Raw genomic sequence first — 23,349 nt, 5'->3', positions numbered from 1 at the left:
TACCAGCCTAGGGAACGCTGTAAGATTCTGGAAATGGATTATCTGTATATAGAGTATTCATAAAATGAATTTAGCCAACGTCGATCTCAATTTACTGGTGGTGTTTGAAGCGCTGTATCAGACTCGTAACGTCACCGCCGCGGGCCGGCGTCTTAACCGCGCGCAACCTTCCGTCAGCAATGCATTGGCGCGACTGCGCATTCTGCTCAACGATCCGCTGTTTGTCCGCAGCGGCGGCGGCATGGCGCCCACGCCGCGCGCCCACCAGCTTATGCCGCAGATACAGCGGGTGCTTGAGCAAATCCATCTGGCGTTGGCGCCCCCTGCCCGTTTCGATCCGGCCACCGCCGGGCAGCGGCGTTTTACGCTGGCCGCCGGCGACTATGCGGATATCTTGCTGCTGCCCGCCATCATCAGCCGTTTGCGTCAGGCGGCACCCGGCATCGATATTCGCGTTTCGCGTCTGGATCGCCGCAATATTTACCGTCAGTTGGATAGCGGGGAGGTGGATGTCGCGCTGGGAGGGCATCTTTCCGGGGCGGAAAGTCACTATGTGCGCACGTTGTTTGAAGAGCATCTGGTCTGTATCGCCAGCCGTTCACACCCGCAATTGGCGGATGGCCGCTGGGATCTGGCCCGCTACCTCAGCCTGCCGCACGGGCTGTACGCGCCGGCTGACGACGGCTCCGCCAGAGGCTTGGTCGACCGCCGCCTGGCGGAAATCGGCGGCCAGCGGCGCGTCGCCGTGACCTTTTCACACATTGTCGCCCTGCCGGCGGTGGTCGCCGACAGCGATCTGATCGCCACCCTGGCCGCCAGCGTGGCCCGGCGTTTTTCCGATCCGCAACGCGTACGCATTCTCCCGCTGCCTGAGGAGTTGGCCATCGCGCCTTTCCCCATTGAGCTGATCGCCGGCCGACAGGCGCAACGCGACCCGGCCTTAATCTGGCTCTGTGACCTGATAAGCCGACTTTCCCTCGATCCCCTTCCGCGCTAACCGCATCAATTGCTGCTTTATCAACCATTCAGACTCACCGTCGGAGGCCCGCACCGCGGGCTTTTCACGCAGGCCAAATAGGAATCATCCGAATTAACATTCGGTAAATTTATATATTTGATCATCTTTAACTAACGAATGGTAAGGATAAAAAATACTCAGTGACTTTTTTCACGGAAAAAAAGAGTTGTTTTATAAACACGTTGACTTAAGTGTTACAGATTTATTATTTGGTATTACCATTTTCCCAATAATTTTGGATAAAAAAAGATCTGCTCGTATCCATATGTTTTAGATAATAAAAAACTATATCGTGAGCGAGTTAACGAATTGAGCATTGATCCACAAGGCTATTTTGCAAATGCAGAGCTCTATTGTAGACTGCACAAATCGTGCCTTTGTGTAAACTTTGTTAAATCTTTCGTCAGCCCCTGTCTCAATTCGTGACAGATACGCCATCGGGATCGCGCGTCAAATCTCGTGCGGTAGCTATGCCTAAACCGGGGATATAGTATGGATCGCCTTATCATTGCGCACACACCTTTGCCCGCCTATCAGCTGTTGTTCAGAAGCCTTTCCGGTGAGGAAAGACTGGCCGGGCTGTTCGAGTTCGACGTCGAGCTGCTCAGCCCTGACAATCGCCTCGATCTGAAATCGCTGCTGGGACAAAAAATCACGCTGGAGCTGCGGGGCAACCCGATGGCCCCGCGTTATCTCAACGGCAATATCACGCGTATGACCCTCTCCGGACGAGAAGCCGGCGGCAACCGCTACTATATCTACCGCGCCGTGCTGCGCCCCACGCTGTGGTACCTGACGCAAAACCGCGATTTTCGCATCTATCAGGAAAAGACCGTTCCCGACATCCTGACCCAGGTGCTGGGACAGTATCAGGTGAAGATCGATAACCGTCTGAGTTACGACTACCGCATCTGGGGGTACTGCGTGCAGTACCAGGAGAGCGATTTCGATTTCATCAGTCGTCTGATGGAACATGAAGGCATCTATTACTATTTCACGCACCAGCAGGACGGCCATACGCTGGTGTTGGCCGACGCGCCGGCGGCGCATCAGGAACTCGCCGGCTATGCCAGCATCCCCTATCAGCTCGCGGAAGGCGGTCTGGTGGAAAACAAGGACAGCATCAACAGCTGGAGCGTGTCGGACGCCATCACGCCCAGCCTGTATAGCCTGGATGACTACGATTTTCGTAAACCGCGCGCACGGTTGCTGGAGGCCCGGCAGAATCCCGCCTCGTTCGCACAGGACAAAGCCGAGGTGTTCGACTGGCCCGGGCGTTATACCGATCACGCCCACGGCCAGTTTTACGTCAAGGTGCGCCAACAGGAGTTCGAAGCGCAGCATGAGCAGATGAGCGGCGAAGGCAGTTCGCAGGGCATTGCGCCCGGCTACCGTTTTCAGCTGATCCAGGCGCCGCGTATGGAAGACAACCGCGCCTATCTGGTGGTCAGCGCGCGTTACTTCATGCAGGAAAACAGCTACGCCAGCAACGATAACGACGTTGGTGAACAACATACCGAATTTCAGGTGGTGCCGGCGGACATCAACTGGCGCCCGGCGCGCACCACACCCTGGCCGAAAACCCATGGCCCGCAAACCGCCGAAGTGGTTGGCCCGGAAGGCGAAAGCATCTGGACCGATAAATATGGCCGGGTGAAACTCAAGTTCCGTTGGGATCGCCACGGCAGCGGCAATGAAACCAGCTCCTGCTGGGTGCGCGTCTCCAGCGCCTGGGCCGGCTGGAAATACGGCGGGATCCAAATCCCGCGCGTGGGTGAGGAAGTGGTGGTCGACTTTATCAACGGCGATCCGGATCGCCCCATCATCACCGGCCGCGTTTACAACGAAGACAGCATGCCGCCGTGGGATCTGCCCGGCGACGCCACCAAAATGGGCTTTATGAGCCGCAGCAAAGGCGGCGGCGTCGACAACGCCAGCTTCCTGTTCCTGGAAGACTCGCCCGGCAACGAATCTTTCGACATGCACGCCGAACGCAACATGAACATGACGGTGGAAAACGACAAGAACGTCAATATTGACGGCAGTCGCACCACCACCATCGGTCGCCAGCAGAACGATACCGTCATCGGCGACGCCACGTTCCTGTACAAAGCGAAACGCACCACCACCGTCGATGGGCTGGAAACCGCCAACCTGAACGCTCACCAGACGGTGAACATCAAAGGCGGCCGCGCCCTGACGATTATCGACGGCGGCGATAAGATCGACATCACCGGCAATCAGTCCTTCAAGCTTGACGGCGCGCAGACGCAAAACATTACGCAAACCCAGCATGTCACGGTGAAAGGCGACCAGACCCTCGACATTACCGAGGGGCAACAGACCAACACCATCAACAAGGGGCAGACGGTCAACATCACCTCCGGCGGGCAGCACACCACCATCACCGCCGGCGGGCAAACCACTACCGTCACCGCAGGCGGTCAGACGCTGACGGTGGAGGCCGGCGGCCAGACCACCGACATCACGGGGAATGTCAAAGAAACCTACAAAAACGATCAGCAAACGACCATTAGCGGTTCGCTGACCATCACGGCAAAAACCATCAGCATTACCAGCGAGGACGGCGTGTCTATTTCGGCGCCCACCTGGAAAGATAACTGCCACGGCTATAAGTGGACCGCGATAGGCGCCAACCTTGCCTTAACGGGGCTGAGCGTCAAGCACACGATGTTCGATGTTTCCCATAACCCGCTTTCGATCAGCAAAACCAATTTCAAGCTAAGCAACGATCCCATGACGTTCACGCAGCTTGGGGCCTTAATAACCAACGGTTCTTTGCGATTGAGCAGCAAGGCGCTGGCGATCTTTTTATAAGTAGGGATGCCCATGTCCAAAGCCAAAAATATCTTCACCGTAATCGGTTTGATTTTATTGGCCCCTATTCTCAGCCTGGTGGGTTTTTTCAAATTCATCACGGTCGATATCTGGGGCTATTTCAAACACATCGGTTCCTCTCTCAGCGTGATGGAGAACGGAGTTTCCGCCTCCGGGCAAATCGTCAGCATTCGCCAGACCAACCTGTGGGACGGGAATCGGCCGGTCTGCGAAGTGGAAGTCAAATACATCGCCCAAGACGGAAAAAACCATACGGCCGTCGCGAAAGGCCCGATCAGCGTCGTTGATCTGCCGCGTTATCAGCCGGGTCATTTCACCGCGATAAAGTACGATCCCAAGAACCCCAAAAAAGCGGTGATCGAAGAGTTATCCCGACTTTGAGCGAAAAGAACCTTTTCAATCAACGCGATCCGATTTCAACGTTGTGAAAACGATTTGTCGTCCATCAGCTCGCTAAATCACCTTGCATAAGGAAGTGTCACGATGGGCGCGTTTATTGCCTTTTCGACGCAGGACAGCCTCTGGGGACAAATCCTGTTTACCTTCTTAGGCATCCTGGTTGGCGGCGTATTGATCGCCGCCATTTGCAAGACCGTCTTACCCGCGGGCAGAACGGCGGCATTGTCCGTCCGGTTGCTGATCTTTGTCGCACTGATGCTGGCGATACTGAAGTACAACCAGCAGGTGATGTCTGCGGTGAACGCGCCCGCGGAGCTGATCGGGTTCCTGATTTTGCCCGGTTTTTTGATGGGTTACCTGGGTGCGGCGGCCCCCGGCAGACTGGCGCTGGCGATAGAACTGTGCTGTTTTGCCCCGCTCGCCGCGCTGCTGATTCTGGGTACCCCCGGCGTCGGCTTTTTTGCCCCCTATCATCTGGAGAGCGCAGGCCAATTTACCGCCAAGGCGATCGCCGCGGCATTGTCCGTCTCCGTCGTACTGCTGGCTCGTAAAATAAGCGGGAAGGACAACGCACCGTCCTCTTGATAATCCCTTTGACGCGAGGAAATGCTCCCCGCATTCGCGATCGGCTCTGGACGCTGCATCGTTTTCTTCATCTGTTGTGACATAGCCTGATATCTATTAAACCGAAAAACGGATTGTTTTTGAGCAAGCAGCCTGGCTGCCGGCTGATATCCACAGGAAGCTTTACACACACAATGAAAGTCGTAAAACCTCTGCGCCTCAGCGCGCTTCATCGCCCCTTCTCTTGGCAAGGGCAAAATCATCTGGGCGTTTCCATTTTGGCCTTGGCCGACATGGGGGCTTCCCCGCGCCTGCGCCCCGAACCGGAGCTGTGGCAGTTGGCCGCCGACGAACTTACGCTGAGCGGCGGCGTGCTCGATTTGGCTATTCCGAAAGCCTGTGCGGAGTTTCTCGCCACCGGCAACGCCTACACCCACCATCAACAAGACAAAACCGCCTGCGCCGTGAAGATCCAGCTTGATTCGCTGGAGAAAACGCTGGTGGTTTTCGGCGATCGTCATTGGATCAACGATCGCCCCTCCTCTCCTCTCCCTTTTGCAGAAATGCGTCTGGACTGGCGCCGGGCTTACGGCGGGGCTCAGTTCGCCGATAATCCGCACGGCATCGGCGCCACTCCAGAAACATTTCCGCAGGGCCGCATTCATCGCCTACCCAATGTTGAACCGCTGCAGGAGCGCCTCGCGTCTCCTCGGCAAAGCGCGCAGCCGGCAAGCTTTGACGCGTTGGAGATCACCTGGCCGCGCCGCTTCTCACGCATCGGTAAAAACTACGACGCCGACTGGTTGAAACACGGTTTTCCCGGCTTCGCCAACGATATCGACTGGCGCCTGTTCAACATGGCGGAAAGCGATCAGCAGTTTCCCCAACGCGACAGCTTGCCGCTTCAGGCTGCCTACCGGATATGGAACATGCACCCTTCAGAGCCGGTTCAGCAAGGCCGTTTGCCGCCGTGGCGCGCACGCTGCTTCATTAACCGGCTGCGCGGCGGCGAAGCGCATTTCGGGGAAGTCGCGATGCGCCACACCACCGTGTGGTTCTTTCCCCATCGCGAACAAATGCTGTTGATCTACCAGGGCAGCCTTCCCATCAATGAAGACGATGCCGCAGACGTCATGCAGCTCATGCCGGCGCTGGAAATTGAGGGTAAAAGCCGCACCGTCGCGCATTATCGGCAGGTGCTCGATCGGCGGCTTGATAAAGAGCATGGCGCTCTGCACGCTTTTCGTGAAAAAGATTTGCTGCCGGAGTGCTGTATTGGCCCCTGGCTCGATACGGAAACGCCGACGCAGCAAAGCCCGATGGTGGAAAACATCGCCGCCTACGAGCATCACCAACGCGAACAACACCGCCAACGTCTGCAGCGCGAAGGCCGAGACATCGACGACATGTTTGCCGCACCGCCAGCTGAACCGATGCCCGCTTTGGATCAGCTGGCCGAGTTTGTCGAGGGCATGGAACAGCGCGCTGAAGCGCATTACCGTGAAATCCGCGATGACGCGCAGGCAAACGGCATTGATATTGACGGCCCTGGCCCCGCCGACCTTTCCGGCGCGGAAAGCTACCAACAGCAGCGCGACCAGCTGTTTCAACAGGCGCGTCAACGCCCCGACGCGTTTAGCGACAAGCAGTTGGGGGAAAGCGAGCGCGCGCTGCACCAAATGTATTTAATGTCGGCACAGGCGCAAAGCCCGGCGCTGCGTTTAAGCGGCGATCTGGCGCAGATCATTCGCCAACGCGTCACCGCGGCCATGCAGCGCGATAAAGATCTCAGCGGCCTGGACCTCACCGGCGCCGATCTGTCCGGCATGGACCTCAGCCATGCCACCTTGCGCGGCACGTTGCTGGAAAACGCCAATCTGCGCCAAGCCCGGTTGGTGGGCTGTGACCTTCGCGAGGCAATGCTGGCACGCGCCGATCTCTGCGGTGCCGTCTTGCAGCAGGCGGATCTGAGCCACGCCTCTTTGGCCCTGGCGAAATGCGAAGCGACGGATTTCGGCGGCGCGCAGCTGCATGAAACCAACATTCAACAAACGTTGTTTCAACGCTGCGACTTCACGATGGCGTCCTTACGCGATTTGCTGGGGTACGAAACCTTGCTCGGACAGTGTGATTTCAGCCGCGCCACGTTGGCCAACATTACGCTGATGGAGCTGCAGCTGGAGCAACTGACATTCAGTCACGCCCGGCTCGACAAAGTCAGCTTCATCAAATGCCGGCTGCTGGCGGTGAAATTCGAGCAGGCACGGCTGGAAAGCTGCGCCTGGGTTGATACCGAAACGCAAAACCTCAGCTTCCGCGCCGCGCGCCTGACGGCCTGCGCCTTTGCGGCAAAGACGCTGTTGCCCCAGGCGGATTTCAGCGACGCGACGCTGAACCAGTGCAACTTGCGTCAGATGCCGTTGCAGCGGGCAAGTTTCAGCCGCGCGCGCCTCAACAATTGCGATCTGTCGGAAACGCGGCTGAACGAGGCCGACTTCAATCAGGCCAACGGCAGCGGCAGCCTGTTCATTCGCAGCGATCTGACGCGCGCCAACCTGCGCGACGCCAACTTTATTGCGGCGATCCTGCAAAAGTGCGTGCTGTCAGGCGCCGACCTGCAGGGCGCCAATCTGTTCCGGGCCGATTTGTCGCAGTCGAAAGTGGACAAGGCGACCCGGCTCGACGATGCCTATACCGCCAGAGTGAAAACATTGCCTCGCCACAACGGGAAAGAAGTATGACCTCAACGCCAGAGCAGATACGCCAGCGTGTGAAACGCGGCGAACCGATTTCCGGTGAGGATTTGCACGGCCTGTCATTCGCGGGTATGGATTTGGCCGGCGCAATGTTCAACGCTCTGAACCTGAACGGCGTGGACTTCTCCGATTGCGATCTGCGCGACAGCGTATTCAGCGATTGCCGGCTCGAGCACGCTCTGTTTACTCGGGCGAACCTCAAGCAAACGGCCTTCAATCAGTGCGCCATGTCCGCCAGCCGCTTCAGTGAGAGTCATATCGAGCTGACGATGTTCAACGAATGCCGGCTTGAACAGGGTGATTTCAGCCGTCTGCCGCTCACCCAAAGCCACTGGATGTCATGCCAATTGGCCGGCGCGAACTTTTCCGCCACTCAGCACGATCGCACCACGTTTTACGAAAGCCCGCTCGACGGCGCCACGTTGGAGCATGCCCGACTTTCGCTTGTCACGTTTTTTCGCTTAACCCTCTGTAACACAGAATTTGCAGGGGCAGATTTCGACCGCGTCACGTTTTTCGAATGCGACCACCGGGGCAAAAGTTACGCCGGGCAGCGCCTGATCGCCTGCCAGTTTACCGATAACCAATTGGACGACGTCGACTTCAGCCAGGCGACGCTGCGCCAAAGCAACTTCAAGGGCGCTTCGCTGCGGCGCGCCAACCTGACGGGCGTGCAGGCGCAGCAGTCGCTGTGGCTGGAGGCCAACCTGACTCAGGCGCAGTGCCGCAGCGGGCAGTTCGATCAGGCGATTTTCAGCGAAGCGACGCTGGACGCCGCCAACTTCAACCAGGCGCGTCTGTATCAGGGCGTGTTCCAGCACAGCCGCGCGGCGCGCTGTGATTTCAGCGACAGCGACCTGACCTACGCCGATTTTTGTTATGCCGACATCGGCGCCGCCGATTTCCGGCGTGCGCGCTTCATGCGCACCCGCATGCACCGCGCCCACCAGCAGCAAACGCGCTGGGGCGACCGCAGCGGCATTCTCGAGCGCGACGAAGAGCTGTACGCCGCCGAAATCTGGAGCGCACAGCGCCAGAGCCGCATTTGAACGTATTGACCACTTCACGAGGGGATCACCATGAGCGTTGTCAACACTACTCGCGCCGTCAACATCGCGCCGCCCCAACAGGCCGCCGGCCAGGTCGTCAACCTGTTGCCGGACGGCAGCCTGGTGGTGGAATGTGAAGGCCGCGGCTGGCATTGCCGCCGTGCGGCCAGCTGCCTGCTGACGCCGGCCCTCGGCGATAGCGTGCTGGTCGCCGGTTGCGGCCACCAGCTGTGGGCGATCGCCGTCCTCGAGCGCGCGGAACCGCAAAACGCGGCGCGGCTGAGCGTCGAAGGCGATCTGCACATTGAAACGCTGCACGGCTCGCTGTCGCTGCACGGCGCGCAGGCGCTGAACCTGAGCGGCGACGCCATGACCCTGCAAGCGAACAGCGGCGACTGCCACGTCGACAAGATGAAATACAGCGGCGAAGAGCTCTCGGCTTTCGTCAGCATCAGCCGCCTGGTCGGCAAACGCTGCGAGTCACTGTGGCATTCGGTCAGCCAGATCAGCCACTCGCTGTTTCGCAAAGTGCGCCAGACCGAGCACGTGCGCGTCGGGCAGCTGGATTATCAGGCGGAAGATTACGCCCGCATTCATGCTCGCAACACGCTGATTACCTCGAAAGACATCACCAAGCTCGATTCGGAACAGATCCACGTCGGATAACCTTGCGGAGACCTTTTATGTTTGCCAACAGCCAAATGATCGGCGTGGACCTGGCGTTTCCCGACGTCTGTCTGACGCCAAGCCCGGCGCCGGTGCCCATTCCCTACCCGGATATCGCCCTGGCGCCGACCGCCATCCCGAACGCGTTCAACATTCTGTTCGTCGGCACCCCGGCGCACAACATGGCGACGGTGACGCCCCTGACCAACGGCGACAACCCCGGCGTGGCCACCGGCGTCGCTTCCGGCACGGTGATGGGGCCGTCCCGCCACCTGACCGGCGCTTTTACCGTGCTGCTCAAAGGCACCCCGGCCACCCGGCTGACCAGCCTCAGCCTGCAGAATTCCACCAACGCGCTCGGCATGCGCATCGTGCCGAGCCAATTAAAAGTGTTGCTGCTTGCGCCCTGATGACGGCGCCTTATTACACAGCCATTCAATCAAGAAAAAGAGGACATTGTGAAAACACGGATTACCCTGACGCTGTTGACCGCCCTGACGCTTGCCGGTTGCTCCACCCCACCGCCACCGCCGCCGGCGCTCAATAACGACGCCATCGTCAGCAGTGAAGTCAACGGCGTCACGTTAAAGCACCGCGCCGCGGTGAGCGCGCCGAAACAGTTCAAACCGATCGGTGAGGAGTACCGCAGCCTGTACGCCGCCAGCATCATGAGCAGCCCGAATTATACCGGCACCGCCGTCGGCAGCCTGGACAACGCCGCCGCGTTCTACGCGCTGGGCGAAGTGGAAAACAACTGGCTGGCGATCTCCGCCATCCGCGGCGGCGATCTGGTGGGGTATATCCAGGCCAACGCCGGCGTGCCGGAAGCGCGCTACAAAGCGACGCTGCGCAAAGATCTGCCGCGCCGCGCGCGCGCCGCCAAGCAGGACTGCGTTAAAGTCGGCGGCGACAGCAAGGCGTGCAAAAACGCCGGCTCAGCCACCTGGATCCTCCAGTAGTCAGCACGCCTGCGGGCGACGAGATTCCCATGACGACGACCCCTATCGCTTCCCGCTGGTGCGGGATGCTGTTTCTGCTGCTGGGCGCGCTGGCGCTCGGCGGCTGCATGTCTTCCGCGAAAAGCGTGCCGGCGCGTTACAGCCTGGTCTTCGACGCTGACCGCCAGGTCAACGCCGCCGCCGGCGCGCAACCGGCGCCGATCAAAATTCGCGTGCTGCTGCTGCGCTCGGATGCGGAATTCATGGAAGCCGACTTTTTCAGTCTGCAAAACGACGCCAAAAGCGTGCTCGGCAACAGCCTGCTGGACAGCGATCAGTTCTTCCTGACGCCGGGCCAGACCGGCAAAAAGCTCGGTGGGCAAAGCACATTGGACGCACGTTACATCGGCGTGATCGCCGAATATCAAAATCTGGACGGCAAGACCTGGCGCATTTCACTGCCGCTGCCGGAACCCACCGAAACCAATTTCTACAAGGTATGGCAATTCTCGCCGGATGAGCTGGAAGCGCATATCGTCGCGGGCGTGAGTGGCCTGCGCCCCGTAAAAAAGGTCGACTGACCTACCGCTGCGCTGAAGCGAAGTAACTATAGGTGTGATGATGAAAGATGCTCATAAGGTTGTCTGGACTGAGGGGATGTTTTTGCGCCCTCACCATTTCCAGCAGGCGGAAAACTATCTCGAAGGCTATATGCGCAACTGGGGCCAGGCCCACAGCGGCTGTTTCTGGGGATTTCTCACCCTGGATCTGGACCAAACGCTGCTGCGCCAGGGCAAGATTGCGCTCAACGCCGCCAGCGGCATCATGCCCGACGGCACGCCGTTTCGCTTCTCCGGCGCCCAGCAGGCGCCCGCGCCGCTGGCCATCGCCGACAACAAGACCGGTGAAAACGTGGTGCTGGCTCTGCCGACCTATCGCGCGGGGCGTGAAGACGTGATCTTTCAGGAAAGCCCGGAAGCGCTGGCGCGCTATCTGGCTTACGAGACCGAAGTCGACGATCTCAACGCCGTCTCGGTGGGCAGCGCGGCCTTGCAATTCGGTCGCCTGCGCCTGCGGCTGATGCTGGAGAGCGAGCTGAACGCCGAATGGACGGCGCTCGGCGTCACCCGCGTGCTGGAAAAGCGCGGCGACAACAGCCTGCGTCTCGATACGGCGCAAATCCCGCCGATGCTGAACTGTCAGGGAAACCCGGTACTGAAGACCTTCATCAACGATCTGCAGGGGCTGCTGCAACAGCGCAGCCAGCAGATGAGTCAACGCCTGCTGCAACCGGGCCGCGGCGGCAGTTCCGAAATGGTCGATTTCATGCTGCTGCAGCTGATCAACCGCCATCTCGGTCAGGTGAGCCATGCCTACCACCTCGACCATCTGCACCCGGAGCGCCTGTTCGCCGATTGGCTGCAGTTCGCCACCGAACTCGCCAGCTTCTCGGCGCAGCGCACCCCGGAAGGCCGCCTGCCGGTGTATGACCACGACAACCTGGCGCTGTGCTTCGGCAAGCTGATGCTGTTGCTGCGTCAGGGCCTGTCGGTGGTGCTGGAGGACAACGCCATTCAGCTGACGCTGGTCGAGCGCTCCCACGGCCTGAACGTCGCCACCGTGCAAGACGCCAAAATGATGCGCGACTTCGGCTTCGTGCTGGCGGTGCGCGCCGACGTGGCCGCCGAGGTGTTGCTGACCCACTTCCCGGCGCAGATGAAGATCGCCCCGGTCACGCGCATCCGCGATCTGGTGCAGCTGCAGCTGCCGGGCATCGGTCTGCGCACCATGCCCGTCGCGCCGCGCCAGATCCCTTATCACGCCGGCTACACCTATTTCGAGCTGGAAAAAGGCGGCGACCTGTGGAAACAGATGGAAAAATCCAGCGCCTTCGCCCTGCACCTGGCCGGCGAATTCCCGGGGCTGGACATGGAATTTTGGGCGATTCGCAGCCATACGGACCGGTAACCTATGACTCAGGAAAATAGCATGGCGCCGGCGGCCAACCCGCTGGTGGACGCCGCCAACCCGCTGCTGAACGCCATTTCGCAGATCCGCCAATCGGCCACGCACGCCAACCCGGCGCAGCTGCGCCAACAGCTGATCGACGAAATGCGCCGCTTCGAGATCCGCGGCCAACGCGCCAACCTGCCATACGAAGTGATCATCGGCGCGCGTTATTGTCTGTGCACCGCGCTGGATGAAGCGGCGGCGCTGACCCCGTGGGGCAGCAACAGCGTGTGGTCCGGCAGCGGGCTGCTGGTGACCTTCCATAACGAAACCTGGGGCGGCGAGAAGTTCTTCCAGCTGCTGGCCAAGCTGTCGCAGAGCCCGCGCGAGCACATCAATCTGCTGGAGCTGATCAATTATTGCCTGCTGCTGGGCTTTGAAGGCCGCTACCGGGTGATGGAAAACGGCCGCTCGCAGTTGGAAACCATGAAGCAGCGCCTGCTGCAGCTGATTCGGTCGGTGCGCGGCGGCTACGCCCCGCCCCTGTCGCCTCATGCGTTGGATCTGCCGGTACAACAGAAACTGTGGCGTCCGCTGGTGCCGCTGTGGGCCTGCGTGGCGCTGACCGGCTTCCTGGCTTCGCTGCTGTTTATCGCCCTCAACTGGCGGCTGGGCGACAACACCAGCCCGGTGTTGGCGGCGATTTACCAAACCAACCTGCCGCAGGTGGCGATCGGTAATCCGGCGCCGGCCGCGCCGCCGACGCTGAGCCTGAAAAGTTTCCTGCGCAAAGAGATCGCCGAAGGATTGGTGGTGGTGCGCGACGAAGCGCAGCAAAGCGTGGTGATCCTCAAAGGCGACGGGCTGTTCGACTCCGCCGCCACCACGGTGCGCGCCAACTATATCCCGGTCATCGATCGCATCGCCGCCGCCATGAACGGCGTCAGCGGCAAAATCCTGGTCACCGGCTACAGCGACAACGTGCCAATCCGCAGCGCCCGCTTCGCCTCCAACTGGGAGCTGTCGCTGGCGCGCGCCGAAGCGGTCAGCGCCCGCTTGCAAAAACACCTCGCCAACCCGCAGCGGGTCAAGGCCGAGGGGCGCGGCGAGAGCAACCCCGTCGCGCCGAACGATAACAAAGTGAACCGCGCGTTGAACCGCCGGGTAGAAATTACGCTGTTGGTCGCCCCGGAAAACACCCAGGCGGAAATCAACGGCTTGCCGCAAGGAACCGGAAAGTAATGCTCAGTACGTTATTCTCCATCATCACCAGCCGCCTGCTGTGGGGCTTTGTCGGCATCACCGCGCTGGCGTTCATCATCTGGACGATCGGCCCGCTGGTCGCCATCGGTGACTATCGCCCGCTGGAGCCGGAACTCAACCGCCAGATCGCCATCGGCGCTATCTACCTGATTTGGTTCCTGTGCCGCCTGATCCCGCGCCTCTACAGCGCCTGGTTCAACAGCCGCCTGCTGAGCAACCTGCGCGCCGCCGAAGCGGTGCCGGCGGAAGACGGCAAGCCCGAGATCAAACCAGACGATCCGCTGGCCCAGCGTTTCGACGAAGCGGCGCAGCTGTTGAAAAAGGCGCGCTTCGCCCCGGGCCAGGGCGACGGCAAACATCGCTGGATGACCCGCTTCAGCCGCCAATATCTGTATCAGCTGCCGTGGTATGTGATCATCGGCGCGCCCGGCGCCGGTAAAACTACCGCGCTGGTCAACTCCGGCCTGCATTTTCCGCTGGCGGATCGCTTCGGCAAGTCCGCGCTGCGCGGCGTGGGCGGCACCCGCAACTGCGACTGGTGGTTTACCAACGACGCCGTGCTGCTCGACACCGCCGGCCGCTACACCACCCAGGAAAGCCAGCGCGAAGAAGACGCCGGCGAATGGCAAAGCTTCGTCGCGCTGCTGAAAAAATATCGCACCCGCCAGCCGATCAACGGCGTGATGGTCACCATCAGCGTCGCCGATCTGCTGAGCGACAGCGCGGAAGCGCGCGCCGCGCAGGCCAGCGCGCTGCGCAAACGCCTGATAGAACTGCACGAACAGCTGGGCATTCACTTCCCGGTCTATGTGCTGGTGACCAAAACCGACCTGCTCAACGGCTTTATGGCCTATTTCGGCAGCTTCGACAAAGCGCAGCGCGACCAGATCTGGGGATTCACCTTCCCTTACGAGCGCTCGCGGCAGCCGGACTTCAACCTGAACGCCGCCTTCGAACAACAATACGCCCTGCTGCAACAACGGCTGGATGCGGCGCTGCCGGATACGCTGCTGATGGAGCACGACGCGCGCCAACGCGCCGAAAGCTACCTGTTCCCGCAGGAATTCGCCGCGCTGCGCCCGCTGCTCGGCCAATATCTGGAACAGGTGTTCGCCACCTCCAGTTTTGAAACCCGCTTTACCCCGCGCGGCATCTACTTCACCAGCGGCACTCAGGAAGGTCTGCCGTTTGACCGGGTGATGGGCGAACTGAACCGCTACCTGCAGCTGCCGCCGGCCAACTCAGGGGCACAGGCCAACGCGGCCTGGGACAGCGTGGGCCAGGAAACGCCGATCCCGGCAGCCAAAGGCCAGAGCTTCTTCCTGAAAGAGACGCTGGAATCGGTGGTCTTCCAGGAGTCCGGGCTGGCGGGCAGCAACCGCTGGTGGGAATACCGCAACCGCGCCCTGCACTGGGCGGGGTACATCGCGCTGGCGGTGATCCTGGCGGTGCTGGCGATGTTGTGGTTCACCAGCTACGGCAACAACAAGGCCTATCTGGCGGAAGTGGCCGCCAAGGTGCCCGGCGTCGAGCGCCAGGGGCAAAGCCTGACCCAGTTGGGCAACGGCGATATGTTCTCGCTGCTGCCGTTCCTCAACAGCCTGCTGCATCTGCCGGACAGCCAGAACTTTTCGCTGGACGATCCGCCGTTCACCTATCGCATGGGATTGTTCCGCGGCGATCAGGTCGGCGACGCCGGCAATGCCCTGTACCAAAAAGCGTTGAAAGAACTGCTGCTGCCGCAGGTGGCGCAACAGATCGCCGCCACGCTGCGCAACGATAACCACGGCGACGCGGACTTCAGCTATGAAGCGCTGAAGGCCTACCAGATGCTGTATCTGCCGAAGCAGTACGACGGCAAATTCCTGCGCGCCTGGGTGATGCTCAACCTGCAGCGCAACCTGCCGCAGGGCAGCACCCAAAAACAGCTGCAGCAGATCGAATGGCACCTGAGCCAACTGCTGGATACGCAGATCCAGGCCTCGCCTTACGCCAAAGACGAGCCGTTGGTGGCACAGGCGCAGGCCGCGCTCAATCGGGCGCCGCTGTCGCAACGCGTCTACGGCCGCCTTAAGCGTCTGCTGCTGAAACAGACCGACATCAAGCCGGTCAGCCTGGTCGATTTGGCCGGTCCGCAGACCGAACTGGCATTCAGCCGCAAAAGCGGCAAACCGGTGACCGACGGCGTGCCGGGCCTGTTCACCTCGCAGGGGTATTGGAAAGCGTTCAACGACAACATCGATCCGGTGACCGATACCCTGCGCAAGGAAGACGTCTGGGTGTTGAACAGCCAGACGCCGGAGCAGAAAAGCGCCGATCTGACCAAGACCATCCGCCAACTGTACATGCAGGACTTTATCAGCGCCTGGGATGAGCTGCTGGGCGATATCCAACTGGCCAACATCGGCAACCTGACCCAGCGCATCAGCAGCGCGCGCCTGCTGTCCGGCAATCCGTCGCCGATGCGCAATCTGCTGGTTAACGTCAGCAAAAACGTCACCCTGCGCGACGAGAAAAGCGACGCCGATTCCCGCTCGCTGCTGGCCAAAACCGAAGACAAACTGAATCAAAACGCCAACCGCACGCTGGAGGCGCTGTTCACCAACCGGCCGGCCAACGCCGACGGCGACGTGTCGGCCCAGCCGGAACAGCTGGTGATGGCGCACTTCGCGCCGCTGCTTGAGCTGGCGCAAAGCCAGGGCGAAGGCAATAAGGCGATCCCTTTTGACAGCGTGCTGAAACAGGTCGATGAGCTGTACAGCTACCTGACGGCGGTGCAAGGCGCGGCCAACAGCGGCATGTCGGCGCCGCCGAGCGACATCATCCCGCGCCTGCAGGCCGAATCCGGCCGCTTGCCGGTGCCGTTCAAACAGATGCTGCTGTCGCTGGCGATCGGCGCCAGCAGCGACACCCAGCGCAAAGAGATGGAGAACGTGAAAAAGCGCATCAGCTTCGAGGTCGGCAGCTTCTGCCGCCAGGCGATCGCCGGGCGTTATCCGTTGGTGGCCCGGGCGCGCCAGGAAGTGACGCCGGACGATTTGGCGCGCATGTTCGCGCCGAACAGCGGGCTGATGGACAGCTTCTTCCGCGACAACCTGCAGGGCAAGGTCGATACCACCCGCGCCAACTGGCGTTTCACGCCCGGCGTGGACGGCAAGACGCTGCCCGGCGGCGAAGGCATCCTGCGGTCGTTCCAGCAGGCGCAGCGCATCCGCGACGCCTTTTTCGCCAACGGCACGGCGACGCCCTCTTACCGCGTGACCGTGCGGCCGGTGCGGATGGATAACGACATCCTCAACCTGACGCTGGATATCGACGGGCAGCTGTTCAAATACAGCCACGGCCCGCAGGTGCCGCTGGTGGTCAGCTGGCCGGGCACCCGCAATACCAACCAGGTGCATCTGCAGCTGGCGCTGGCCAACGGCACCACCGCCAGTCTGGTGACCAGCGGGCCGTGGGCGCTGAACCGCCTGGTGGATATGGCGCAGTCTTCGGGCACCGGCGGCCTCGGCCGTCAGGCGACGTTCAATCTCGACGGCCACCGCGTCACGCTGGAGTTCACGCCCAACAGCATTCGCAATCCGTTCCAACTGCCGGCCTTCTCGTGCCCGTAGCCCCGAAAGGACATGACCATGAGCACTGATTCAAGCGCCCCGACGAGCATCGGCTGGTACGGCAAACTTCCTTCCGCCGGTGACTTCCTGCAACGCCGTTTGCCTGACCCGGTGGTCAACAACTGGGCCCACTGGTTCCATAACGGGCTGGTAAATTTGCAGCGCGATGCACAGGGGCCAAACGATCACCCGTTCAGCAACGCGCCGGTGTGGAACTTCGTGATCCCCGCCACGCTCGGCAGCCAGTACGTGCAGATGGGCTGCCTGTTGCCGGCGCGCGACCGCGTCGGGCGGCGTTACCCCATCTGCGCGCTGCGCCTGTTCAGCCAACAGGATTGGCGCCCGCAACAGCTGAACATGGCGGCGAGCTGGTACCAACAGCTCGGCCATACCCTGCTGAACGGCGTGCGCAACGGCTTCTCCGCCGAACAGATCGACCGCACGCTGCAGGCGATCCCGGCGCTGCCCAGCCCGCCGGCGGAAGCGGACTCCGAGATCTTGTCGATTATCGGTTTCCAGCATCCGGACGTACCGGGCCTCGGCTGGCAGCAGGCCGCCGACTGTTTCGATCCGGCGCAGTACACCAGCTTTTGGTGGACCAATCAGGCCGACGGGCACCCGCTCTACACCCACGTGCACAGCGGCAACCTCACCGTGCAGCTGTTTTCATTGCTGTTCGAACCCAACGGCTGGGCGCGCCCAGGCCGCGGCGGCCAGTACCCGCAAATGTTTGATTAACATCGCTCGTTGAAGGAAATCTTATGGCTATCGACACCGATACCCTGCTGGCCCCGGTTGACGCGGATACGCCCTGCGGCGACAACCTGGAATACGACGCCGACTTTCTGGCCATGGCGCGTGCCGCCACCGGCAAAGCCGAACAGCAATTCGGCAGCACCATCATTCCGGAAGAGGCGCCGGATTGGGTGCAGGTCGAGCGTCTCGCAAGCTCGCTGCTGGCGCGCACCAAAGACCTGCGCGTCATGCTGTATCTCACCCGCGCCTGGACCCAGCTGCGCGGATTGCCGGGCTATGCCGACGGGCTGACGCTGATCCACCAGGCGATACTCCGCTACTGGGATGCCCTGCAGCCGCCGCTGGAGTTCGACGGTGAGGCCGACCCGCTGTTCCGCATCAACGCGCTGGCCGACCTTGGCGACAAGGCCGCGCTGGCCGCCAGCGTGCGCGCCGCGCCGCTGCTGAAAAGCGCCGCCGGTGAAATCTCGCTGCGCGATGCCGGCGCCCTGCTCGACGGCAGCAAGCAAGAGTGCCCCAACTTTCCCGGCGGCCGCGCACGGCTGCAGGATGAGCTGGCGCAACAGGATCGCCCCGAAGGCGCGCTGGTGATGCATATCGCCAACACCCTGGCCGCCATTCGCAGCGAAGTCACCCGCCATCTGGGTGAAAGCGCGCTGCCGGAAATGAGCGCGCTGACCAAGGTCTTTTCGCTGGTGGCGCTTGCCGGCCAGAGCGAGGCCCCGGCCGCCACCGAAGCGGACGCCACACAGGAAACCGCCGCTGAGCAGCCACCGGCCGCCGTGCAGAGCGCCTCTGCCCCACTCAACTGGCGCAGCGCGCAGATCCAGTCGCGCGATGACGCCCAGCTGATGCTGGACAAGGTGAAAAACTATTTTCGTCTTCATGAGCCAAGCCACCCGGCGCCGCTGATGATCGATCGGGTACAGCGACTGATTACGCTGGACTTTATGCAAATCGTCCGCGATTTGGCGCCCGATGGGCTTAACCAACTGGAGACCATTCTCGGTCGCCCCGACAACGAGGAGAACAGCTAGCCGCCGACTTTTGTTCTCTTGACGACACCCGATACCGTCTGCCCCTGCGCAGACCCGAATCAGAACCTGACTCTCCCAGCCGGACGAGGCGCGTTCCCAATCGCCATTAGATGGAGTAAATCATGTCAAACTCGAAATCCCGCAGCGGGCAGAAATTCATCGCCCGCAACCGCGCGCCGCGCGTACAGATTGAATACGATGTCGAAATTTATGGCGCAGAGCGCAAAATCCAGCTGCCGTTCGTGATGGGCGTGATGGCGGATCTGGTGGGGAAAGCGGTCGATCCGCAAGCCAGCGTGGAGGAGCGCAAGTTCATGGAAATCGACGTCGACAACTTCGACGAGCGCATGAAATCGCTGAAGCCGCGCGTCGCTTATCAGGTTGACAATACCCTGACCGGCGAAGGCAAGCTGAACATCGATCTGACCTTCGAAAGCATGGAAGACTTCTCCCCCGCCGCTATCGCCCGCAAGGTCGACGCGCTGGACAATCTGCTGGACGCCCGCACCCAGCTTTCCAACCTGCTGTCCTACATGGACGGTAAAAACGGCGCCGAGGAGCTGATCTCCAAGATCCTGCAAAACCCGGCGCTGCTGAAATCCCTGACCGACGCGCCGAAGCCGGCGGTTAACGATGACAACAACGAGCGTGAGGATTAATCGATGAGCAACTCGCCTCAGCAACAAAATGCGTTGCAAACCACCGAGACTTTTTCCAGCGATGAGTTCAGCGCGCTGTTGAACAAAGAGTTCCGGCCGAAGACCGATCAGGCCAAAGAAGCGGTCGAGAACGCGGTGAAAACTCTGGCGCAGCAGGCGCTGGAAAATACCGTCACCGTTTCTTCCGACGCCTACCGCACCATCCAGGCGCTGATCGCGGAAATCGACGAAAAGCTGTCGCAGCAGATCAACCAGATCATTCACCACGACGATTTCCAGAAGCTGGAAGGCGCGTGGCACGGCCTGCACTACCTGGTCAACAACTCTGAAACCGACGAGATGCTGAAGATCCGTTTCATGAGCATTTCCAAGCAGGAGCTGGGCCGCACGCTGAAGCGTTATAAAGGCGTGGGCTGGGATCAGAGCCCGATCTTCAAGAAAATCTACGAAGAAGAGTATGGCCAGTTCGGCGGCGAGCCGTTCGGCTGCCTGGTGGGCGACTACTACTTCGATCACAGCCCGCAGGACGTGGAGCTGCTGGGTGAAATGGCCAAGATCGGCGCCGCCTCGCACTGCCCGTTCATCGCCGGCACCGCGCCAAGCGTGATGCAGATGGAGTCCTGGCAGGAGCTCTCCAACCCGCGCGATCTGACCAAGATTTTCCAGAACACCGAATACGCCGCCTGGCGCAGCCTGCGCGAATCGGAAGACGCGCGCTACCTGGGCCTGGTGATGCCGCGCTTCCTGGCGCGCCTGCCGTATGGCATCCGCACCAATCCGGTGGACGAGTTTGACTTCGAAGAAGATACCGACGGCGCGACCCACGGCAACTACACCTGGACCAACGCCGCCTACGCCATGGCCGCCAACATCAACCGTTCGTTCAAAGAGTTCGGTTGGTGCACCGCCATTCGCGGGGTGGAATCCGGCGGCGCGGTGGAGAACCTGCCGTGCCATACCTTCCCGAGCGACGACGGCGGCGTGGACATGAAGTGCCCGACCGAGATCGCCATCAGCGATCGTCGCGAAGCCGAGCTGGCCAAAAACGGCTTTATGCCGCTGGTGCACCGCAAAAACTCTGACTTCGCCGCCTTTATCGGCGCGCAGTCGCTGCAGAAGCCGGCGGAATACTACGACGCCGACGCCTCCGCCAACGCCCAGCTTTCCGCGCGCCTGCCATACCTGTTCGCCTGCTGCCGCTTCGCGCACTATCTGAAGTGCATTGTGCGTGACAAAATTGGCTCCTTCCGCGAGCGCGACGATATGGAGCGCTGGCTGAATGACTGGATCATGAACTACGTGGACGGCGATCCGGCCAACTCATCGCAGGAAACCAAGTCGCGCAAACCGCTGGCCGCGGCGGAAGTGCAGGTGGAAGAGATCGAAGACAACCCGGGCTACTACAGCGCCAAGTTCTTCCTGCGCCCGCACTACCAGCTGGAAGGCCTGACCGTCTCCCTGCGCCTGGTGTCGAAGCTGCCTTCGCTGAAGCAAAACGACGCGTCCTGATGGGCTGAAGTCAGGCCGCGATAGTGCGGCCTGGCTGATACATCAACCTCATCGTCAGCCTATCGCAGAAAACCCGGATCGCATGTGGAACCAAGATAACGCGAAATAATTAAGCATTGAGCCATTATCATTTTAATAATGGCTCGGTAACCCGTACCGATAGTTTTCGGTATTTAAGAAGGTGCATGGCACAAGGATATAAATTGGTAATGCATTACCACACTTGCAATTCCTGCTGCTATTACCTGAGTTTTTCAACGTAACGTTAATACTACTGTTAACCCTTAATAAAGAGTGAAGAAACTATGGCTATTGATATGTTCCTGAAAGTTGAAGGTGCCAGCGGCGAATCCAAAGATTCGAATCACAAAGGCTGGACCGACATTACTTCTTTCTCCTGGGGCGCCTCTCAACCAGGCAATATGGGCGTTGGCGGCGGCGGTGGCGCCGGTAAAGTGTGCTTCAACGATCTGCACGTCAACGCGCTGATCGACAAGTCAACCCCGGCCTTGCTGAAACACTGCTCAAGCGGCAAACACCTGACCAAGATTGAGCTGTCGGTTTGCAAGGCGGGCGGCACCCAGGTTGAATACGCAAAAATCACCCTGGAAGACGTGCTGGTCACCGCCGTGCAGTACACCGGTGCAGGCGGCGAAGACACCGTGGGCGTCACCTACTCCTTCCAGGCGGCGAAAGTGAAACAGCAGTACTGGGAGCAGAGCGACAAAGGCGGCAAAGGCGCCGAAAGCAGCGCAGGTTGGAACATCAAGGAAAACCGCGAAGCTTAATTTGTCTGCCCCCGGCTACGGCCGGGGGTTCATAACATGGATACAATGGAGAGTCAGGATGAAAAAACCTCTATTTGGACCCGCATGGATTCGTTTTTCTGAAGTCAATATCAATGTAAAAAAAGTGGGTGCATTGATTGGTGGAAAAGTAGAAAGCAATATTGAAAACGGTATTTTTGAAAATGCTTGTCCTATACGAATGAGTTATGTACTCAACTATACAGGCATACCAATTCCCTCTAACTCCGGTTATGCGACTGTGTCTGGTAAAGATAAAAAATGGTATCTTTATCGTGTTAACGATATGATTCTCTTTTTAGAAAAGAACTTCGGCAAGCCTGATATCACGGTGAAATCCCCTACCCCAGCTAAATTCTCAGGTAAAAAAGGGATAATGGTTATACAAGGAAATGGCTGGCGAAATGCCAGAGGACATGTCACATTATGGAACGGTGACATTTGCTCTGACTCTTGTCATTTCATGGGGGATCCTGAGAATGGATCTTTTGTTCCTGAAGTCGCATCACTTTGGATATTAAAATGAAGACTACCCACATCGCCCTTGCTCTTCTTCTCGTTTCTCCTATGTTGCTGGCGGAAGATATAAAAATAGAAAACTTACCTCAAAGCGAAATTTATGAAAATTGGCTGATTAGCCGCTGCATTGGGAAATCTACTGACTCAGAAAAAACCAAGCAAGATGCCTTCCGTTCCGCTTCCGCCTATTTAGAATTCAGTAAACTCCCCATGGATGCATTCGAACAAGGCGAAAAACTGGCTGAACAGTACGCAAATAAAAATAGTCAAGGATCAGTTAAAGGAAGTTATCATACTTTAGATTGCCTTTCGCTGCAGAGTTCCAGTGAGGCTAAAGCCATCTTCGAACGTTACTCTAATTAATAATTAATATTGTAAGTTGCAATTTTATAAAACCATCAACTTAAGAAAATTAGAGTTTTATTAATTATTTTCACTGGGTATTAGCCATCAAGCATTGAGATACTCATGCGCTGGTTATGTATTACTCTGCACAAACCATACGGATTTTGGAGTGTTGAGATGAAAAAAATCCTTATCTCCTTTTTTTGTCTATATGCCACTTGTGCTATAGCGCAGAAAAATCAAGAAGAGTCGATTGAAAATTGGCCGCCGCAAGCGGCATACAGAAGCTATTTGCAAAACTACAAGGATATTGCTCTAACCTACTGCATTTCCGTCGCTTATAAGACATCACCAGAGGCTAGCAAAGATGCAATTGCCTCATCGAATGGTATCGATGCTTGGTCATACTATGCAATTCGTGATGAAGAATCCCCTATCATCAAGCTGACAAAGCAGTACTTGCAAAAGAATTACAATGCTAAGGATGGGAAAAGCCGCTTAGACTTAATGAAGTGCATGGATATGTACCATAGTGAAGAGCTTGATAAACTTGCGAAAGATTATGTACAGCGCCCTAATGATAATTGGGTGAAAGATAATCCGGACAGAGTAAATGAAAATCCTCCTCGGAAATAATCAGTG

General features: G+C 59.2%; 21 protein-coding genes. All 21 read left to right on the top strand.

The window, feature by feature from the left end:
• Positions 1–64 precede the first annotated feature (64 nt).
• The 21 genes from ACJ8J1_RS04615 (at position 65) to ACJ8J1_RS04515 (ending at position 23,343) form a co-directional block, all read left to right on the top strand.
• Positions 65–997 carry a LysR family transcriptional regulator gene (locus ACJ8J1_RS04615; protein WP_033643541.1) on the top strand — a complete coding sequence of 311 codons (933 nt, stop codon included), beginning with the start codon at positions 65–67 and terminating at the stop codon, positions 995–997.
• A gap of 513 nt (positions 998–1,510) precedes the next feature.
• Positions 1,511–3,856, top strand: coding sequence for a type VI secretion system Vgr family protein (locus ACJ8J1_RS04610; RefSeq protein ID WP_033643542.1), 2,346 nt, complete (start codon positions 1,511–1,513; stop codon positions 3,854–3,856).
• A 12-nt stretch (positions 3,857–3,868) separates the two neighbouring features.
• A complete protein-coding gene (locus tag ACJ8J1_RS04605; RefSeq protein ID WP_033643543.1) occupies positions 3,869–4,258 on the top strand; it encodes a DUF3592 domain-containing protein in 390 nt (129 codons plus the stop codon).
• A 102-nt stretch (positions 4,259–4,360) separates the two neighbouring features.
• Positions 4,361–4,861 carry a hypothetical protein gene (locus ACJ8J1_RS04600; protein ID WP_033643545.1) on the top strand — a complete coding sequence of 167 codons (501 nt, stop codon included), beginning with the start codon at positions 4,361–4,363 and terminating at the stop codon, positions 4,859–4,861.
• A 173-nt stretch (positions 4,862–5,034) separates the two neighbouring features.
• A complete protein-coding gene (locus ACJ8J1_RS04595) occupies positions 5,035–7,581 on the top strand; it encodes a DUF2169 family type VI secretion system accessory protein (protein ID WP_033643546.1) in 2,547 nt (848 codons plus the stop codon).
• Complete coding sequence (locus ACJ8J1_RS04590) at positions 7,578–8,645, top strand: pentapeptide repeat-containing protein (protein ID WP_033643547.1); 1,068 nt, start codon at positions 7,578–7,580, stop codon at positions 8,643–8,645. The genes ACJ8J1_RS04595 and ACJ8J1_RS04590 overlap by 4 nt, the downstream gene beginning before the upstream one ends.
• A gap of 30 nt (positions 8,646–8,675) precedes the next feature.
• The gene (locus ACJ8J1_RS04585) at positions 8,676–9,311 is read left to right on the top strand and encodes a DUF3540 domain-containing protein (RefSeq protein WP_101452880.1); all 636 of its coding nucleotides are present in this window, start codon (positions 8,676–8,678) and stop codon (positions 9,309–9,311) included.
• Positions 9,312–9,328: 17 nt separating this feature from the next.
• Complete coding sequence (locus tag ACJ8J1_RS04580) at positions 9,329–9,721, top strand: DUF4150 domain-containing protein (protein WP_033643549.1); 393 nt, start codon at positions 9,329–9,331, stop codon at positions 9,719–9,721.
• A 48-nt stretch (positions 9,722–9,769) separates the two neighbouring features.
• A complete protein-coding gene (gene tagV, locus ACJ8J1_RS04575; protein WP_033643550.1) occupies positions 9,770–10,270 on the top strand; it encodes a type VI secretion system accessory protein TagV in 501 nt (166 codons plus the stop codon).
• A gap of 29 nt (positions 10,271–10,299) precedes the next feature.
• On the top strand, positions 10,300–10,830 hold the full coding sequence (gene tssJ / locus ACJ8J1_RS04570) for a type VI secretion system lipoprotein TssJ (RefSeq protein ID WP_033643551.1): 531 nt from the start codon (positions 10,300–10,302) through the stop codon (positions 10,828–10,830).
• Between the two features lie 40 nt (positions 10,831–10,870).
• The gene (gene tssK / locus ACJ8J1_RS04565; protein ID WP_033644304.1) at positions 10,871–12,217 is read left to right on the top strand and encodes a type VI secretion system baseplate subunit TssK; all 1,347 of its coding nucleotides are present in this window, start codon (positions 10,871–10,873) and stop codon (positions 12,215–12,217) included.
• A gap of 21 nt (positions 12,218–12,238) precedes the next feature.
• Positions 12,239–13,441, top strand: a complete 1,203-nt coding sequence (locus tag ACJ8J1_RS04560) for a DotU family type VI secretion system protein (RefSeq protein WP_049272050.1) — start codon at positions 12,239–12,241, stop codon at positions 13,439–13,441.
• Positions 13,441–17,076 (top strand): type VI secretion system membrane subunit TssM, encoded by a 3,636-nt coding sequence (gene tssM / locus ACJ8J1_RS04555; RefSeq protein ID WP_033643552.1) that lies wholly within the window; start codon positions 13,441–13,443, stop codon positions 17,074–17,076. Before ACJ8J1_RS04560 ends, tssM begins: the two co-directional genes overlap by 1 nt.
• An 18-nt stretch (positions 17,077–17,094) precedes the next feature.
• Complete coding sequence (gene tagF / locus ACJ8J1_RS04550; protein WP_033643553.1) at positions 17,095–17,814, top strand: type VI secretion system-associated protein TagF; 720 nt, start codon at positions 17,095–17,097, stop codon at positions 17,812–17,814.
• 23 nt (positions 17,815–17,837) lie between these two features.
• Positions 17,838–18,869 (top strand): type VI secretion system protein TssA, encoded by a 1,032-nt coding sequence (gene tssA / locus ACJ8J1_RS04545; RefSeq protein ID WP_033643554.1) that lies wholly within the window; start codon positions 17,838–17,840, stop codon positions 18,867–18,869.
• Positions 18,870–18,991: 122 nt separating this feature from the next.
• Positions 18,992–19,528, top strand: a complete 537-nt coding sequence (gene tssB, locus ACJ8J1_RS04540) for a type VI secretion system contractile sheath small subunit (protein ID WP_015378282.1) — start codon at positions 18,992–18,994, stop codon at positions 19,526–19,528.
• A 3-nt stretch (positions 19,529–19,531) separates the two neighbouring features.
• Complete coding sequence (gene tssC, locus ACJ8J1_RS04535; protein ID WP_004934958.1) at positions 19,532–21,037, top strand: type VI secretion system contractile sheath large subunit; 1,506 nt, start codon at positions 19,532–19,534, stop codon at positions 21,035–21,037.
• A gap of 305 nt (positions 21,038–21,342) precedes the next feature.
• The gene (locus tag ACJ8J1_RS04530; protein WP_004934962.1) at positions 21,343–21,825 is read left to right on the top strand and encodes an Hcp family type VI secretion system effector; all 483 of its coding nucleotides are present in this window, start codon (positions 21,343–21,345) and stop codon (positions 21,823–21,825) included.
• Positions 21,826–21,883: 58 nt separating this feature from the next.
• Positions 21,884–22,369, top strand: coding sequence for a type VI secretion system amidase effector protein Tae4 (locus ACJ8J1_RS04525; protein WP_071796739.1), 486 nt, complete (start codon positions 21,884–21,886; stop codon positions 22,367–22,369).
• The gene (locus ACJ8J1_RS04520; RefSeq protein ID WP_033643555.1) at positions 22,366–22,725 is read left to right on the top strand and encodes a T6SS amidase immunity protein Tai4 family protein; all 360 of its coding nucleotides are present in this window, start codon (positions 22,366–22,368) and stop codon (positions 22,723–22,725) included. Before ACJ8J1_RS04525 ends, ACJ8J1_RS04520 begins: the two co-directional genes overlap by 4 nt.
• A gap of 159 nt (positions 22,726–22,884) precedes the next feature.
• On the top strand, positions 22,885–23,343 hold the full coding sequence (locus tag ACJ8J1_RS04515) for a T6SS amidase immunity protein Tai4 family protein (RefSeq protein WP_031299756.1): 459 nt from the start codon (positions 22,885–22,887) through the stop codon (positions 23,341–23,343).
• Positions 23,344–23,349: the final 6 nt, after the last annotated feature.

This window comes from Serratia sp. CY37869 (genome assembly GCF_052168895.1).
In the GTDB taxonomy this organism is placed as follows: domain Bacteria; phylum Pseudomonadota; class Gammaproteobacteria; order Enterobacterales; family Enterobacteriaceae; genus Serratia; species Serratia ureilytica.
The sequence above is the reverse complement of the archived record's forward strand: the minus strand, read 5'-3'. Positions and strand labels throughout refer to the sequence as shown.